We start from the raw sequence: 14,888 nt of genomic DNA, 5'->3' as shown, positions 1-14,888 counted from the left end.
ATACGGGTAGACTAAATGCACCACATTGGTGCATAGCTGGTGTATAGCACCGTTTTAGGGAGAAACCAGTGCCAACCCGCCCGGATCAAGCCAGGATACTGCTCGACAACCTGCTGACTGCCGTCATCCTGATGGATGAGCGGCTCTGCATCCAGTTCGTCAACCCCGCCGCCGAGCAGCTGCTCTCCCTCAGTCAGCGCCGGTTGATCGGCATCGAGCTGCCCCATCTGCTGGAACATATCTCCCTCGATCTGCATCGCCTCAAGCAGTGCCTCAGTTCGGGGCAGGGCTTCACCGACAGCGAAGTCACCCTGGTGGTGGAAGGGGAGCCCAGACTGGTGGAGATGAGCGTCAGTCCACTGGCCGACCACGAACAGCGGCTGATGGTGGTGGAGCTGCGCAAGATCGACCAGCAGAAGAAGATCAGCCAGGAGTTGCAGCAGCATGCCCAGCAGCAGGCGGCCAAGGAGCTGGTACGCGGCCTGGCCCACGAGATCAAGAATCCCCTCGGCGGTCTGCGCGGCGCGGCCCAGCTGCTGCAAAAGGAGCTGCCCGACCCCGCCCTGCGCGAGTACACCGGCATCATCATCGAGCAGGCCGACCGGCTGCGGGTGCTGGTCGACCGGCTGCTAGGCCCCCAGCGGCCCGGTCGCCACCAGATGCACAATGTGCACTCGGTGCTGGAGCAGGTGCGCCGGCTGGTAGAACTGGAGCTGCCGCAGACGGTGCGCATCGAGCGGGATTACGATCCCAGCATCCCGGAGTTCGAGATGGAGCCGGACCAGTTGCAGCAGGCCTTTCTCAACATGGTGCGCAACGCCGCCGAGGCCATCGGTGAGCAGACCGGCCTCATCCGCATCAAGACCCGCACCGCGTTCCAGATCACCATCCACGGCCAGCGCTACCGGCTGGCGGCCGAGATCAAGATCATCGACAACGGCCCCGGCATCCCGGATGCCATCCGCGACACCCTCTTCTATCCGATGATCACCGGCAAGGAGGGGGGCACAGGGCTCGGCCTCTCCATTGCCCAGAACCTGATCGACCAGCACAAGGGGCGGATCGACTGCATCAGCTGGCCAGGCCATACCGAATTCACCATCTTTCTACCGCTTCGCAAATAAGGGAACGTCATGACAGCAAAAGTGTGGATCGTCGATGACGACAGTTCTATCCGCTGGGTGCTGGAGCGCACCCTCGGCAGTGAAGGTTTCGAATGCGAGAGCTTCGCCGATGGCGAGGCGCTGCTGAGCTCGCTGGAGATGCGCTCACCGGACGTGATCCTCTCCGACATCCGCATGCCCGGCATCGACGGCCTCAGCCTGCTTGAGCAGATCCATCGCCGCCAGGCCGACCTGCCCATCATCATCATGACCGCCCACTCGGATCTCGACAGCGCAGTCAACGCCTACCAGCGCGGCGCCTTCGAATACCTCCCCAAGCCGTTCGACATCGACGAGGCGGTCACCCTGGTGCGCCGCGCCGAGAATCACCTCAAGGAGCAGCGCACCAAGCGCAAGGCACGCCAGCAGGATCCGGCCAGCAGCCCGGAGATCATCGGCGAGGCGCCGGCCATGCAGGAGGTATTCCGCGCCATCGGCCGGCTGTCGCGCTCCAGCATCTCGGTGCTGATCAACGGCCAGAGCGGCACCGGCAAGGAGCTGGTCGCCCACGCCCTGCACAAGCACAGCCCACGCGCCCACAAGAACTTCATCGCCCTCAACATGGCGGCCATCCCGAAAGATCTCATCGAGTCGGAACTGTTCGGCCATGAGAAGGGGGCCTTCACCGGCGCCAACAACATCCGCCACGGCCGCTTCGAACAGGCCGACGGCGGCACCCTGTTTCTCGACGAGATAGGCGACATGCCGCTGGATGTGCAGACCCGGCTGCTGCGGGTGCTGGCCGACGGCCAGTTCTACCGGGTCGGTGGCCATCAGCCGGTACAGGTGGATGTGCGGATCATCGCCGCCACCCACCAGAACCTGGAGAAACGGGTGGCCGACGGCGAGTTTCGGGAAGACCTGTTCCACCGCCTCAACGTCATCCGCATCCACATTCCCGCCCTCAAGGAGCGGCGCGAAGACATTCCCCAACTGGCCCGTCACTTCCTGCTGCGGGCAGCCAAGGAGCTGAACGTGGAGGCCAAGAGCCTGCATCCGGATACCCAGGCCTATATCAGCCGTCTGCCCTGGCCCGGCAACGTGCGCCAGCTGGAGAACGTCTGTCGCTGGCTCACCGTGATGGCCTCGGGGCAGGAGGTGCTGGTGAGCGACCTGCCCACCGAGCTGCTGACCCCCATCACCAGCACCGCCGAGCCGGGCCAGCCGGCGCTGTCCGGCGGCTGGCAGCAGCAGTTGCAGGATTGGGTCGCCGCCAAGCTGGCCCTGGGGGAAACCGACATCCTGGCCGATGCCCTGCCCCAGTTCGAGCGGATCATGCTGGAAACCGCGCTGGACCATACCCATGGCCACAAACAGGAGGCGGCGCGCCTGCTCGGTTGGGGACGCAATACCCTCACCCGCAAACTGAAGGAACTCGACCTCTCCTGAGTCCCGAGGAAAAACGATTCCCATCACGCCTTGGCAAATCGCCGACCAATAAGACCCCGTTTGATTTCAAACGGGGTATCTTTTTTGGAAGCCCCGCCTAGAATGGCAGGCTTTCCAACCCGACTCGAAGAAGGCGCCATCATGATTGACAGATCTCTTCCCCTGACCGACCTGCACCGCCATCTGGACGGCAACATCCGTCCGCAGTCCATCCTCGAGCTGGGCCGTCAGCACAATATCCGGCTGCCGGCAGACGAACTCGAAGCGCTGCGCCCCCACGTGCAGATCGTCGAGAACGAGCCGAGCCTGGTCGCCTTCCTGAAGAAACTGGACTGGGGCGTAGCTGTGCTGGCCGACTACGATGCCTGCCGCCGGGTGGCCTACGAGAACGTGGAAGACTTGCTGCGCGCCGGCATCGACTATGCCGAGCTGCGTTTCAGCCCGGCCTACATGGCGATGGCTCACAAGCTGCACCCGCAGGGCGTGGTCGAAGCCATCATCGACGGCGTGGCGGCCGGTAGCCGCGACTTCGGCATCAAGACCAACCTGATCGGCATCATGAGCCGTACCTTCGGCACCGAGCAGTGCAAGCAGGAGCTGGATGCCTGTCTGGCTCATCGCGACAAGCTGGTTGCCATCGATCTGGCCGGCGACGAGCTGGGCTTCCCGGGCGAGCTGTTCATCGAGCACTTCCGCCGGGTGCGCGATGCGGGCATGCGCGTCACCGTGCACGCCGGTGAAGCCGCTGGCCCCGAAAGCATGTGGCAGGCTATTCGCGAGCTGGGGGCCGAGCGTATCGGCCACGGCGTCAAGGCAATTCAGGATCCAGCCCTGATGGCCTATCTGGCCGAGCACCGCATTGGCATCGAATCCTGCCTCACCTCCAACATTCAGACCACCACGGTGGCGAGTCTGAGCGAGCACCCGATCCGCCAGTTCCTGGCCGCCGGCGTGCTGGCCTGTCTCAACACCGACGACCCGGCGGTAGAGGGGATCGACCTGCCCCACGAATATGAAGTAGCCGCTCCAGCCGCTGGCATGACCGCCAGCGAGATCCGCACCGCCCAGCAGAATGGCCTGACCCTGGCCTTCCTGAACGAGAGCGAAAAGGCCGAGCTGAGTGCCCGCGCAGCCCAGCGCTGAGTACAGCCAGGCCCAATAAAAAAACCGCCGAGAGGCGGTTTTTTTATTTTCCAACAGCATCGACCGGCTTAGATCACCCGGGAAAACTGCTGCTGGCGCGCCTTGCTCCGCAGGTAAACATCGAAACACATGCAGATGTTGCGGATCAGCAGCTGACCGGTGGAGATCACCTCCAGCCCCTCTTCGGTCATGCGCACCAAGCCGTCATCGATGAAGGTCTGCAGCAGCTTGAGATCCTCGGCGAAGTACTCATTGAACACCAGATCATGGGCCTGCTCGACGGCGGCAAAGTTCAGGGAAAAATCGCAGATAAGGCGCTTGATTACCTCGCGGCGGATCAGGTCGTCCCGGTTGAGGGAGCACCCCTTCCACTGGGCGTGTCCCAGCGTTTCTACCTGGCCATAGTAGGCTTTGAGCTCTTTCTGGTTCTGGGAATAGGCATCGCCGATCATGCTGATGGAGGAGACCCCCAGCCCCAGCAGGTCGCAATCCCCCTGGGTGGTATAGCCCTGGAAGTTGCGATGCAGCTTGCCCTCACGCTGGGCTACCGCCAGCTCGTCGTCCGGCTTGGCGAAGTGATCCATGCCGATGAACTGGTAACCGCGGCCAGTCAGGAAGGCGATGGTGTACTGCAGCATGGCCAGCTTTTCCTGCGGCGCCGGCATGTCCGCCTCCTTCAGCTTGTGCTGGGCGGCAAAGCGGCTCGGCAGGTGGGCATAGTTGAAGATGGAGAGGCGCGCCGGGTCGGTCTTGAGCACCTCTTCCAGGGTGTGGTGGAAGCTCTCCCGGTTCTGGTGCGGCAGGCCATAGATGAGATCCAGGTTGGTGGAACGAAAACCCAGTTCGCGGGCCCGCTCCAGCATGGCGCGGATGAAGTCGTTGTCCTGCTCGCGGTTGACCGCGACCTGGACCTCCTTGTTGAAATCCTGCACGCCGAGGCTGATGCGGTTGAAGCCGATTTCCCGCAGCACGTCCAGCATGGAGAGTTCGATCTCGCGCGGATCCACCTCGATGCTGATCTCTCCCTCTTCGGCGAAATGGAAGTGCTCCCGCAACATGGCCATCAGTCGGCGGGTCTGGGGTTCATCCAGATAGGTGGGCGTGCCGCCGCCCCAGTGCAGCTGGGTCACCAGCCGCTGCTTGAACAGCGGGGCCTGTGCCTTGATCTCCTGCTCGAGGTAATCGAGGTACTGGTCAGCCTTGTGGCGGTGACGGGTGATCACCTTGTTGCAGCCGCAGTAGTAGCAGAGCTTGTGACAGAAGGGGATGTGCACGTAAAGCGACAGGTTGCGCGCCGGATACTGGCTCGCGGCCTGGACAAAGTCCGGATAACCGAAGCCCTCGTTGAACTCCAGCGCAGTGGGATAGGAGGTATAACGTGGGCCGCTGTAATTATATTTTTCGATCAGGGCCTGATCCCACACAATCTGTTCTGCTTGCACGCTTGCTTCCTCTTGTTGTTATTGGCTCACCGGCTTAACTGAAAATCCTTCAGTCGGGCCACATCCTTGAGGATCTGCGCCTCCAGCTCGGCCTCATAGCCACTGCGTTCGAGATCCATCTTCATGATTTCATTGCGCTTGAGGGCCCGCCTCGCCTCATGGGTCGGCATCTCTTTCACCTTCTCGTAGAGACCGTACAGACCCGGAAATTCACCGGCAAAGGCACGACCGCCCTTGATCTGCAGTGCATCGAGCAGGTTGGTCAGCCGGATGGCACCTTCGGAGTAGTCGCACTGGCCGTCTCGTACCGCGTGGGCGATGACCCTGACGCTCTCGAGAATACGCTCATTGCGGGCCGCGATGGCCTGCTGCTGGCTGTCGTGCTGGCGCTTGAGACGGGCCAGCAGGGAACCGGCATAGAAGGCCAGCCCCAACAAAATCAGGCCGCCCAACAAGGCGGCCAGCATCCATCCACTCATCACTTTTTCTTCGGCTCAGGCTTGGGCTCCGGCTGATAGTCAACCTGAGTGAAACGATCCCACAGCTCCTCTTCGGAGGCAGGTTGGTTCGGCTCGTCAAAGTCGGCATCATCAAAGTCCATGTCGTCTTCGTCATCATCGTTGTCGATGATGCCAAGCTCGTCCATCAGCTCCTGATAGCGATCGACCCGCTGATCGACCCAGGCCTGCTCGGTCGCTTCCAGGGTTTCACCAGCATCCAGACGATCCAGCAGGTCATTGAGGCGATCATCATTCTCGATGGAGGCCAGCTCCTGCTCAGGGGTCATCACCAGCTTCTTCTCTTTGGCCGGCTTGGGCGCCACCGGCTTGCCACCCTTCTCTTCCACGATCAGCGCGACGGGCTTGCGGGAACCGATACGCGGGTCCTTGGCCTGCTTGGTACCGCCTTTCTTGCCGCTCTGCTCAACTTGCTGGCGGGATCCGGCCTTCAATCCCTTGCGCTTGGCGGCGCGCTTGCGCTCACGGCCTTCCTGGGCACTGGCCTCTGATTCTTTGCGCTTACCGGCGGGCTTGCGATTGGGTTGTTTAGCCGACATGAATGACTGACTCCGACAAATAACTGGATTGAAACCCGTTCCCGGCCTGATGTGGGCCGGGGAGGATGCTGATACCGGGAGTGATGGACGAGAAACAAAAAGTGGGATCCCGCACCCATCCGGCCATGAATGACCGCCAAATACCGCAGGATCGGCATCCTCTGGGCATGTTGCTGGTATTTTGACACAGAATGACCGGGCGGGTTAATGACCCAAAAGAAAAAAGGCAGCCGAAGCTGCCTTGATATGTTTATGCGAGTCCCATCCCTGGCTGCAAGTCACCCTGTCCGTGGTGATACCTCTGCGCATCATATCTTGTGTGTGGTCATCCTGACCTTAATTGGTCGATCCTGAATGTGCGTGTGCTTGCCTGACCCATGCAGACGACGTCCGGTCATCTTCTGGGGTGGTTGCTTCCCGCAGCCCCGCTCTTCCTGAACGGTCACCATCCTGGTTTTTCAATCCTTTGCCTGCCACTTGCATGGCTCCGTGGCGTCCTGCCGTCTCGACATCCTGTCTTTCACGTCATCCCTGTCGTGAACTGCCCTGCGGGCCACTCCATGCATCCACTGTATCAACTTAATAAAGTGGCTCAATCCACCAGGAGCGTTTTCAAACGGAAATAATCCATCTATTGTCATTTAACATATTGAAATTAATGAATTACTAAGCATTATTCCCGAATTTTTTAAGCCCTGGCCAGGCTCATGAATGGGAGATCTCTTACAACAATGCGAGAAAAAATTGGCCAAATGGTGTTAAAGGCCAAAAAGAAACGAGGAGCCGCTGGCTCCTCGTCAATATCAACGGGCTGGATAAACGACCGCAATCAGTGCAGGCCCGCCACATATTTGGATAGCACTTCGATATCCTGATCGGTCAGCTTCTTGGCCACATCCCGCATCATGCCGTTCGGATCGTTGTCACGAGCGGCAGCCCGGAAGGCGGTGAGTTGAGCCTTGATGTAGGCAGGGTGCTGGCCGGAGAGGCTTGGATACTTGGCCTGCTCGACCCCGGAACCACGAGGACCATGACAGGCGGTACAGGCAGCCAGACCGCGGCTCATGTCGCCCCCCATGTAGAGCGCCTTGCCTGCCGCCACAGCATCATCGGGCACGGCGATCGGCGTCACCTTCTGGCTGGAGAAGTAGGCAGCCAGGTCCTCCATGTCCTGCTCGGACAGGGGAAGCGCCATCGGCCCCATGATGGGAGCAACCCGACCAGTTTGGCCGGAAGCTGCAGCCTTCAGTTCAACTAACTGCTTTTTGATATATGATGCGTGCTGACCAGCAATCTTGGGATACATGTCGACAAGGCTGTTTCCGTCCGGTCCGTGACAGGCCGCGCAAACGGCAGCCTTGGTTTGTCCCGCAGCGGCATCGCCCTTGGCTTGTGCCATCCCCGTTACGCCAACCATCAGAGCAAGAGTAATGACTAGGTTCTTCATGGCGTTCCAACTTCTCGTTATTAGGCTTCCAGATCCCATGCCGCTGAAGGCATGTTAAAATAAACGCGTTTAAGCGACGCCATTTTACACGATTTCACAAAAAAGTAACTCTATAACCCTCTATCTCTATGGGGAATTTACGTTGGATACACAAACTCTGAATTTCAATAAGGTGCATTTTGTGACCAGCGCACCCGACATCCGTCACCTGCCAAATGATGGGGGTGTCGAGATTGCGTTTGCCGGCCGTTCCAACGCCGGTAAGTCATCTGCATTGAATACCTTGACCAAGCACAAGAACCTGGCGCGTACCAGTAAGACCCCGGGTCGCACCCAGTTGATCAACCTGTTCGAGCTGGAGCCGGGCAAGCGTCTGGTCGATCTGCCAGGTTACGGTTATGCGCAAGTTCCGCTGGAAATGAAGCTTAAGTGGCAAAAGTCCCTGGCTGAATATCTGCAGCGTCGCGAGTCCTTGAAAGGGCTGGTGATCCTGATGGACATCCGTCACCCGCTCAAAGATACCGACATGAACATGCTGGAGTGGAGCGCCCACCGCGCACTGCCTGTCATGCTGCTGCTGACCAAGGCCGACAAGCTGAGCCCGGGCCCGCGCAACAATCAGGTCATCAAGGTACGCCAGGCCGTGGCGGCACTGGGCCCGCATATCCAGGTGGAAGCCTTCTCCTCGCTGAACAACATCGGGGTGGAAAAGCTGGCCCAGACGCTAACCGGCTGGTATCAGGCTGGCGCTGATGAGGTGATTGACGACGAACAAGAGTCGATCGAGGAATAGCTCCCCTCTTGTTGACGCGGCAAGCAACCATGCAATTGGCGGAGCGGCTCCTCCGCTGATTGAAAGGCTTTCAGCCTGTGAGTCCCCTTCTCTGCCCTCCATCCACGCTTGGCTTACTTCCCTCCAAAAATCTGAATAACCATATTGATCAATGGGATAAACAGTTAATTTTATATAACAATTAACTTTTCATCCCATTGGCAACGTTTTCAAATTCATGCAGAGGAAAAGCGGCGATATCGCTTAATAAGTACCAAAATGAAATTTAATTACATTTTCTGTGGCGGAGGGATAAAAATGAGGCCGATACTGCAGATGCAGTACCGGCCTTAAACAATCAGTTCAAAAATTGGGAAGAAGCTAAATCTTGAGAACAAAGACGACTAGTTTTTCCTCAAGAAGCCCTTTCATTCTAACAAATATTCACCGACATTAAAGCATTTACTCTAAACGCAACCCATAAAAAAACGCCCCGATGATGACTCACCGGGGCTGCTATTCAGCCACATTCAATTACGTGAAATAAAAGGTCTGAAAGATAGAACATCTTACCTCTGTACCCTACGTTGCTAACTGTATAGCAAAGCAGCAGAAAGTGAAAGTAATTTATGTAATTTAGTTTCACAAAAAATGAATTACATAAATTTTCTTACTTTTCATGCAGATAAAAAAATCCCCAGTACGAATACCGGGGCGTTATAAAGGTGACTAGCTAGCACTTCCTCAACTATCTAGTTAGTCCACGTCTCTTGGTACAAGTTCCGCTGCTTTGAGAAAAAACTCGTAGAAATCACAGATAGATTGCACCATCTTCGGCAAACTCTTGTTCTTCAATGAGTTTTTCAGCCATCTCTTCGATGTCAAAACGCACGCTTTCGAAGGCCCGCAGTATGTCCTCCTCCCTGGCCAAGGAGAGACCGGTCATTTTTTCCAGTCGCCGGCGGCTGATGTAGCAGTCGACCAGTGCACCCATCTGCTGGGCGGGAAAATGGATGCGCTGTTCATGCGGTTGCCAGTCCGCCAGCTCGGGAAACAGGATGCCTTGATTCATAGGGTCCCCAGATTGCGTTGCAGTTCTCTCAATACCTGTTTAGTCCCTGGCCGGATTCCGCGCCACACGGTAAATGCTTCGGCAGCTTGTTCCACCAGCATACCCAGCCCGTCCATGGTCTGGCGGGCACCATGTTGTCTGGCCCAACCAATAAAAGGGGTATCCGTCGCACCATACATCATGTCGTAGATGGCGATGTCGGCATGGATCAGGGCAGGATCCAGAGGTGGGAGCTCTCCCTGCAGACTGGCGGAGGTGGAGTTGATGATCAGATCAAAAGAACCAACCAGCTGTGGGTAAGTCTGGGCACTGACGGCCCCCAGATCAGCAAACTCGGCTGCCAGCTGCTCGGCCCGGGCGTGGGTCCGGTTGGCGATCACCACTTCGGCCGGCTGTTCGGCCAACAAGGGCGCCAGCGCACCGCGCGCCGCACCACCCGCTCCTAGCAACAGGATCCTGCTGCCGGCCAAATTCATCCCGTGGGACTTGAGGTCAGCCACCAGCCCGGCCCCATCGGTATTGTCCCCCAGCAATACGCCGTCATCGGTCAACTTGATGGTATTGACCGCCCCCGCCCGTTTGGCCCTGGGGCTCAACCGGTCGACCAGGGCAAATGCCTGCTCCTTGAAGGGGACTGTGACGTTGCACCCTTTGCCGCCCTGGGCAAAGAAGGCACTCAATGCGGTGGCGAACTCCTCGACTGCCGGCTCGGCCAGACCATATTCCAGCTCTTGCTGGGTCTGCCGGGCAAAGAGGGTATGAATGAAGGGGGATTTGCTGTGGCGCACCGGGTGGCCAAAAACCAGATAACGATCCATCAAGGCGTTCCTTTAGAGGGCAATCTCCCGATTTAACGGGTTTTCCCCCGCGGGAACAAGTCGAATATCGGCAACAAGAAGGGGCCGCGATGGCCCCTTGCTTCACAGCCACTCACGCGGCTTGAGATAGTCGGTGTAGAGCTGCGCCTCCGGGCTGCCAGCCGCCGGTTGCCAGTCATACTCCCAGCGGGCCAGTGGCGGCATCGACATCAGGATCGACTCGGTACGCCCCCCCGTCTGCAGACCGAACAGGGTACCGCGGTCGTACACCAGATTGAACTCCACGTAGCGACCGCGGCGATATAACTGGAACTCCCGCTCCCGCTCGCCATAGGCATCTCCTTTACGTCGCTCGACAATCGGCAGATAGGCGGCGAGGTAGCCTTCACCCACCGCTCGCATGAAGGCAAAACTGTCGTCAAACGGCCAGCGATTGAGATCGTCGAAGAAGAGACCGCCGACACCACGGGTCTCGCCTCTATGCTTGAGGAAGAAGTAGCGATCGCACCAGGCTTTGAACTCGGGATAGATGTCATCGCCAAACGGCTGGCAGAGGTCGTGGGAAACCTGATGCCAGTGCCGAACGTCCTCTTCGAACGGATAGAAGGGCGTCAGATCGAAGCCCCCTCCGAACCACCAGATGGGCGCCTCCCCCTCTTTTTCGGCGATGAAGAAGCGCACGTTGGCATGGCTGGTCGGCACGTAGGGGTTGTGTGGATGGATCACCAGCGACACCCCCATGGCCTCGAACCTGCGGCCGGCCAACTCGGGGCGATGGGCCGTGGCGGAAGCCGGCATGGCATCGCCATAAACATGGGAGAAGTTGACTCCCCCCTGTTCGATCACGGCGCCATGGCGCAGCACCCGGGTACGGCCACCGCCGCCCCCCTCACGCTGCCAGGCATCCTCCACAAAGTGCCCGGCACCGTCAGCCTGCTCCAGTCCACGGCAGATGTCGTCCTGCAACTGCAGCAGGAAGGCCTTGACCTGGGCTACATCCGGTTTGCTCATCTTGTCTCCAGTCAGCCAGGATCGTCGCCTGACCCTATTATTGTGATGTCCTCGAACCGGCACTCCGCCCGTCCGCATAGCCACCAGACCTCGTCACCAACGCCGCTCAGGAGGGGCGAATGACGGCACCGGTTCTGGCATCCTTGATCTCGGATGGGTTGGCCTGCCCCCCCACCTCGCCGGGCAGGATATAGGCCAGCTGGCTGGCCAGCAATTCGCCGATGTCGGCCAGCCGGCGGGCAGGCTCCTCGCCAGTCAGATTGGCACTGGTGGAGACCAGCGGCTTGCCAAAAGCACGACACAGCGCCTGTACCTGTGGATGTGCCGTGACGCGCACGGCCAGGGTGTCAAATTGTCCGGTCAGCCAGGCCGGCGTATCGGGACGAGCCGGCATGATCCAGGTAAAGGGACCGGGCCAGCTGGCCTCCACCCTGGCCAGCTGCTCGCTGGTGAGCTGGTCCAAATCGATGTAATCCTGCAGCTGGGCCAGATCGGCGGCAATCAGGATCAACCCTTTCTCTACCGGTCGTTGCTTGATCGCCAGCAGGCGTTGTACCGCCGCTTCGGAATCGGGGTCACATCCCAGGCCAAAAACCGCTTCGGTAGCGTAGGCAATCACCCCATCGTGCTGGAGTGCGGCAACAGCAAGTTCAAATTCTTTGGACATAAAAAATGCGACAGCCGGGCTGTCGCCTCATCATCAATTAAGGTTGACCCCGCAGGGTGGCAACCACCGCAGCCCCCTTCATCCCCCTGCCAACAACAGAGAGCGAGGCTGACCGTGGTTGCCGTCTCGGGGCTTACTTGAGTTGAGCCTGCAGGGCGGCATCCTTGGCCAGCACCTCGTCGGCATTCTTCTGGCGCTCGGCCCGAACCTTGGCCGCCAGTTCATCATCGGCCACCGCCAGCATCTGGGCTGCCAGATAGCCGGCATTTTTGGCACCGGCTTTACCGATAGCCACGGTTGCCACCGGCACACCACCCGGCATCTGCACGGTGGAGAGCAGGGCATCCAGCCCCTTGAGCGGGCCACCATCAATGGGCACGCCGATCACGGGACGCGTAGTGATGCCAGCCACGGCACCTGCCAGATGAGCGGCCAGACCGGCGGCGCAGATAAAGACCTTGCAGCCACGGGCTTCGGCATCGGTTACGTACTGGTGGGTCGCCGCCGGGGTACGGTGTGCGGAAGTCACCTTCACTTCCACCGCGATGTCGAACGACTTGAGAACCTCAAGAGTGGTCTGCATCACGGGAAAATCGGAATCAGAGCCCATCAATACGGCAACGAAAGGTTTAGTCATGGCGGGAATTTCCTTACTCCAAGTGGGGGGTGGAAGGTTGCCGAAAACGTTTCAATTCGCTCAAGGCGGCGCGATTATACCCGCTCGCTCTGGTGGCCGCATTTCTTTTGCGGACAGATCCAGCGCACACTCCCCCGCACCTTTTTCTCCACCATGATGCCCCAGCCGCACTGCGGACAAGGCATGGCAACCGGCTTGTCATTGACGACGTATTTGCAGTGGGGATATCCGTCGCAGGAGTAGAACTGCTTGCCATAACGCGAGGTACGGCTGATCAGATGACCCTTGCCGCACTCGGGACAGAGTACCTGGGTATCGTCACTCTCCTGCAGGGATTCGATGTGCTGGCAGGCCGGATATTGGGTACAGCCCACGAACAACCCATAGCGCCCCTTCTTGATCGCCAGCGGCTGACCGCAGTCCGGACAGGCAGACCCCTCGAGCACTTTCTCGATGTCACGGCCGGAGGGGGTCAGGGAGCGAATGAAGTCGCAGGCGGGGTAGGCGGAACAGCCCAGAAAAGGGCCGTGCTTGCCCTGGCGGATCACCAGCTCGGCACCACACTGCGGGCATGGCTCACGGTCAAGCGCATGCTCGTGGGCAGAAAAGAGGTGGTGATCGATCTTTGACATGGGCCGCGCCTTGAAATCCAGATGATCCGGATTCTACCAGCGCGGCTGCGGGCTGTCAGTGGATGACGCCATCTGACTCGTCAAACACCAGCTCTTCCATCTGCTGGTAGGCGTTTTCACTGCCGGGAACGTTGAAGAGCACCATCATGACCACCCACTTCAGGTCATCCAGCTCGATATCCGGCTTGTCCAGCTCGAGCAGACGCTCGATGCAGATTTCGCGGGTTTCGGCGTTGAGCACCTGGGCCTGCTCCAGAAACAGCAGGAAGCCGCGGCACTCGGTGCTTAGACGGGCCAGTTCTTGCGGGGCATAGATGCGCATCGAGCCTTGCGTGCTGGCGGCCACATAGACCTCCCGCTCGCTGTCGTGCAGGTTGGCCAATCTTTCCAGCCAGTCGAGTGCCTTCTCGATCTCCTCCTTGTCGAAACCGGCGCGGCTCAGTTCATCGGTGAGTTCGTTCTGTTCGACCGTCACATCTGCATCGCTGTGGATGTAGGTCTCGAAAAGGTACATCAGTACATCAAACATGATTCGCCCTCCTCGCTCTGACGTATCCACCGGCTACCGCCATCACTGCTCCGGCCAGCTCCAGCTCAACCAACCTGCCCAATACCACTTCGACAGGAAGCTGGGTCCGCTCGGCAACGGTATCCACGCTCGTGGTCTCGTAATCTACGTTATCCAACAAATCGGCATAAGGCAATTCGCTATTATGCTGCTGCTCAGACATATCCGTCCCTTGATGGCTCAGGGCACAGAATCCCGGCAGCTCTTCCACTATATCGGCCGCGTTCAACACAAGTTTGGCCCCCTGCTGGATTAATTTGTTGCAGCCCAGCGCCTGCCCGTTCTGCGGTGCCCCCGGCACGGCGAAGACATCCCGTCCCTGTTCTAGCGCGTAACGGGCCGTGATGAGCGAACCGCTCTGCTCGGCAGCCTCCACCACCAGGGTTCCCAGCGACAGGCCGCTGATGATGCGATTGCGCCGTGGAAAGTGTTCCGCCAGCGGCCCCTTGTCGGGCACCAGCTCGGAGATGAGCACACCATCCTGCGCCAGGATCTGCTCTGCCAGCCCCTGATGACGCTTTGGGTAGAGGCTGTCGAGCCCGGAACCCAGCACTGCCAGGGTGATCCCCCCGTTTGTCAGCGCCTGTTGATGACAAATCCCGTCGATGCCAAGTGCCAGACCTGAGGTAATGGCCAATCCGTACCCGACCAGCTCGCTGCAGAGGCGGGCCGCATTGTCCTTGCCGGCATAGGTCGGGTGGCGCGTGCCGACCATCGCCAGCTGGGGAACAGACAAAGCCGCCAGATTGCCGCGGCAGTAGAGCAACAGAGGGGCGGCTGGGATCTCCTTGAGCAGAGGTGGATAGGCGGGATCGTCGGGGCAGAGAAGGTGATTGCCGGGCTCGGCTGCCCAGCTCAGCCCCTGTTCGACCATCGGCAGAGGCCATCGCATCTGCCGGATCTGGGCACTTTGCAGACCCAGTTCTCGCAAGGTGCCGTCTTCCGAGTCGAACAGGGCAGTGATGTCGCCGCCGAAATGGGCGAGCAGACGAGCGGCAGTGACCGGGCCGATACCGGTGACGGCATCCAGTGTCAGCCACAGCGCGAGTCGCCCGGATGGAAGCGTCACG

16 protein-coding genes are annotated in these 14,888 nt (G+C 59.4%); 4 read left to right on the top strand and 12 right to left on the bottom strand.

Features of this window, described 5'->3' with window-relative positions; genetic code table 11:
* Positions 1–68: 68 nt before the first annotated feature.
* The 3 genes from glnL to add all read left to right on the top strand — a co-directional run bounded on the left by glnL (position 69) and on the right by add (position 3,695).
* Entirely contained in the window at positions 69–1,124 is a 1,056-nt protein-coding gene (gene glnL / locus AB5Y94_RS08200) for a nitrogen regulation protein NR(II) (protein ID WP_368205333.1), read from the top strand.
* A gap of 9 nt (positions 1,125–1,133) precedes the next feature.
* The gene (gene glnG, locus AB5Y94_RS08195; protein WP_005307804.1) at positions 1,134–2,552 is read left to right on the top strand and encodes a nitrogen regulation protein NR(I); all 1,419 of its coding nucleotides are present in this window, start codon (positions 1,134–1,136) and stop codon (positions 2,550–2,552) included.
* A 141-nt stretch (positions 2,553–2,693) separates the two neighbouring features.
* Positions 2,694–3,695, top strand: coding sequence for an adenosine deaminase (gene add / locus AB5Y94_RS08190; RefSeq protein ID WP_368205332.1), 1,002 nt, complete (start codon positions 2,694–2,696; stop codon positions 3,693–3,695).
* A 68-nt stretch (positions 3,696–3,763) separates the two neighbouring features.
* Here the strand turns inward: add and hemN are convergent, their stop codons facing one another.
* The 4 genes from hemN to AB5Y94_RS08170 form a co-directional block, all read right to left on the bottom strand.
* On the bottom strand, positions 3,764–5,137 hold the full coding sequence (gene hemN / locus AB5Y94_RS08185) for an oxygen-independent coproporphyrinogen III oxidase (protein WP_368205331.1): 1,374 nt from the start codon (positions 5,135–5,137) through the stop codon (positions 3,764–3,766).
* Between the two features lie 26 nt (positions 5,138–5,163).
* Entirely contained in the window at positions 5,164–5,604 is a 441-nt protein-coding gene (locus tag AB5Y94_RS08180; RefSeq protein WP_005307801.1) for a DUF2489 domain-containing protein, read from the bottom strand.
* 11 nt (positions 5,605–5,615) lie between these two features.
* Positions 5,616–6,194, bottom strand: coding sequence for a Der GTPase-activating protein YihI (gene yihI, locus AB5Y94_RS08175; protein WP_005307800.1), 579 nt, complete (start codon positions 6,192–6,194; stop codon positions 5,616–5,618).
* 829 nt (positions 6,195–7,023) lie between these two features.
* Positions 7,024–7,641, bottom strand: coding sequence for a cytochrome c (locus AB5Y94_RS08170; RefSeq protein ID WP_005307797.1), 618 nt, complete (start codon positions 7,639–7,641; stop codon positions 7,024–7,026).
* Between the two features lie 142 nt (positions 7,642–7,783).
* Between AB5Y94_RS08170 and yihA the strand changes: the two genes are divergently transcribed.
* The gene (gene yihA / locus AB5Y94_RS08165) at positions 7,784–8,434 is read left to right on the top strand and encodes a ribosome biogenesis GTP-binding protein YihA/YsxC (RefSeq protein ID WP_005307794.1); all 651 of its coding nucleotides are present in this window, start codon (positions 7,784–7,786) and stop codon (positions 8,432–8,434) included.
* A gap of 790 nt (positions 8,435–9,224) precedes the next feature.
* Here yihA and AB5Y94_RS08160 read toward each other — a convergent pair.
* The 8 genes from AB5Y94_RS08160 to dprA form a co-directional block, all read right to left on the bottom strand.
* Positions 9,225–9,485 carry a DUF1488 domain-containing protein gene (locus tag AB5Y94_RS08160; protein ID WP_005307791.1) on the bottom strand — a complete coding sequence of 87 codons (261 nt, stop codon included), beginning with the start codon at positions 9,483–9,485 and terminating at the stop codon, positions 9,225–9,227.
* Positions 9,482–10,303 carry a shikimate dehydrogenase gene (aroE, locus tag AB5Y94_RS08155; protein ID WP_368205330.1) on the bottom strand — a complete coding sequence of 274 codons (822 nt, stop codon included), beginning with the start codon at positions 10,301–10,303 and terminating at the stop codon, positions 9,482–9,484. Before aroE ends, AB5Y94_RS08160 begins: the two co-directional genes overlap by 4 nt.
* 102 nt (positions 10,304–10,405) lie before the next feature.
* Positions 10,406–11,314 carry an oxygen-dependent coproporphyrinogen oxidase gene (gene hemF, locus AB5Y94_RS08150; protein WP_005307785.1) on the bottom strand — a complete coding sequence of 303 codons (909 nt, stop codon included), beginning with the start codon at positions 11,312–11,314 and terminating at the stop codon, positions 10,406–10,408.
* 106 nt (positions 11,315–11,420) lie between these two features.
* Positions 11,421–11,981 carry a Sua5/YciO/YrdC/YwlC family protein gene (locus AB5Y94_RS08145; RefSeq protein ID WP_005307782.1) on the bottom strand — a complete coding sequence of 187 codons (561 nt, stop codon included), beginning with the start codon at positions 11,979–11,981 and terminating at the stop codon, positions 11,421–11,423.
* 133 nt (positions 11,982–12,114) lie between these two features.
* Entirely contained in the window at positions 12,115–12,618 is a 504-nt protein-coding gene (gene purE, locus AB5Y94_RS08140) for a 5-(carboxyamino)imidazole ribonucleotide mutase (RefSeq protein ID WP_005307779.1), read from the bottom strand.
* Between the two features lie 74 nt (positions 12,619–12,692).
* Positions 12,693–13,250 (bottom strand): type I DNA topoisomerase, encoded by a 558-nt coding sequence (locus AB5Y94_RS08135; RefSeq protein ID WP_065017232.1) that lies wholly within the window; start codon positions 13,248–13,250, stop codon positions 12,693–12,695.
* A 55-nt stretch (positions 13,251–13,305) separates the two neighbouring features.
* Positions 13,306–13,779 (bottom strand): DUF494 family protein, encoded by a 474-nt coding sequence (locus AB5Y94_RS08130; protein WP_005307774.1) that lies wholly within the window; start codon positions 13,777–13,779, stop codon positions 13,306–13,308.
* Positions 13,772–14,887 (bottom strand): DNA-processing protein DprA, encoded by a 1,116-nt coding sequence (gene dprA / locus AB5Y94_RS08125; RefSeq protein WP_368205329.1) that lies wholly within the window; start codon positions 14,885–14,887, stop codon positions 13,772–13,774. Before dprA ends, AB5Y94_RS08130 begins: the two co-directional genes overlap by 8 nt.
* Position 14,888: the final 1 nt, after the last annotated feature.

This window comes from Aeromonas sp. s5, assembly GCF_040907865.1.
GTDB lineage: Bacteria > Pseudomonadota > Gammaproteobacteria > Enterobacterales > Aeromonadaceae > Aeromonas > Aeromonas dhakensis.
The sequence above is the reverse complement of the archived record's forward strand: the minus strand, read 5'-3'. Positions and strand labels throughout refer to the sequence as shown.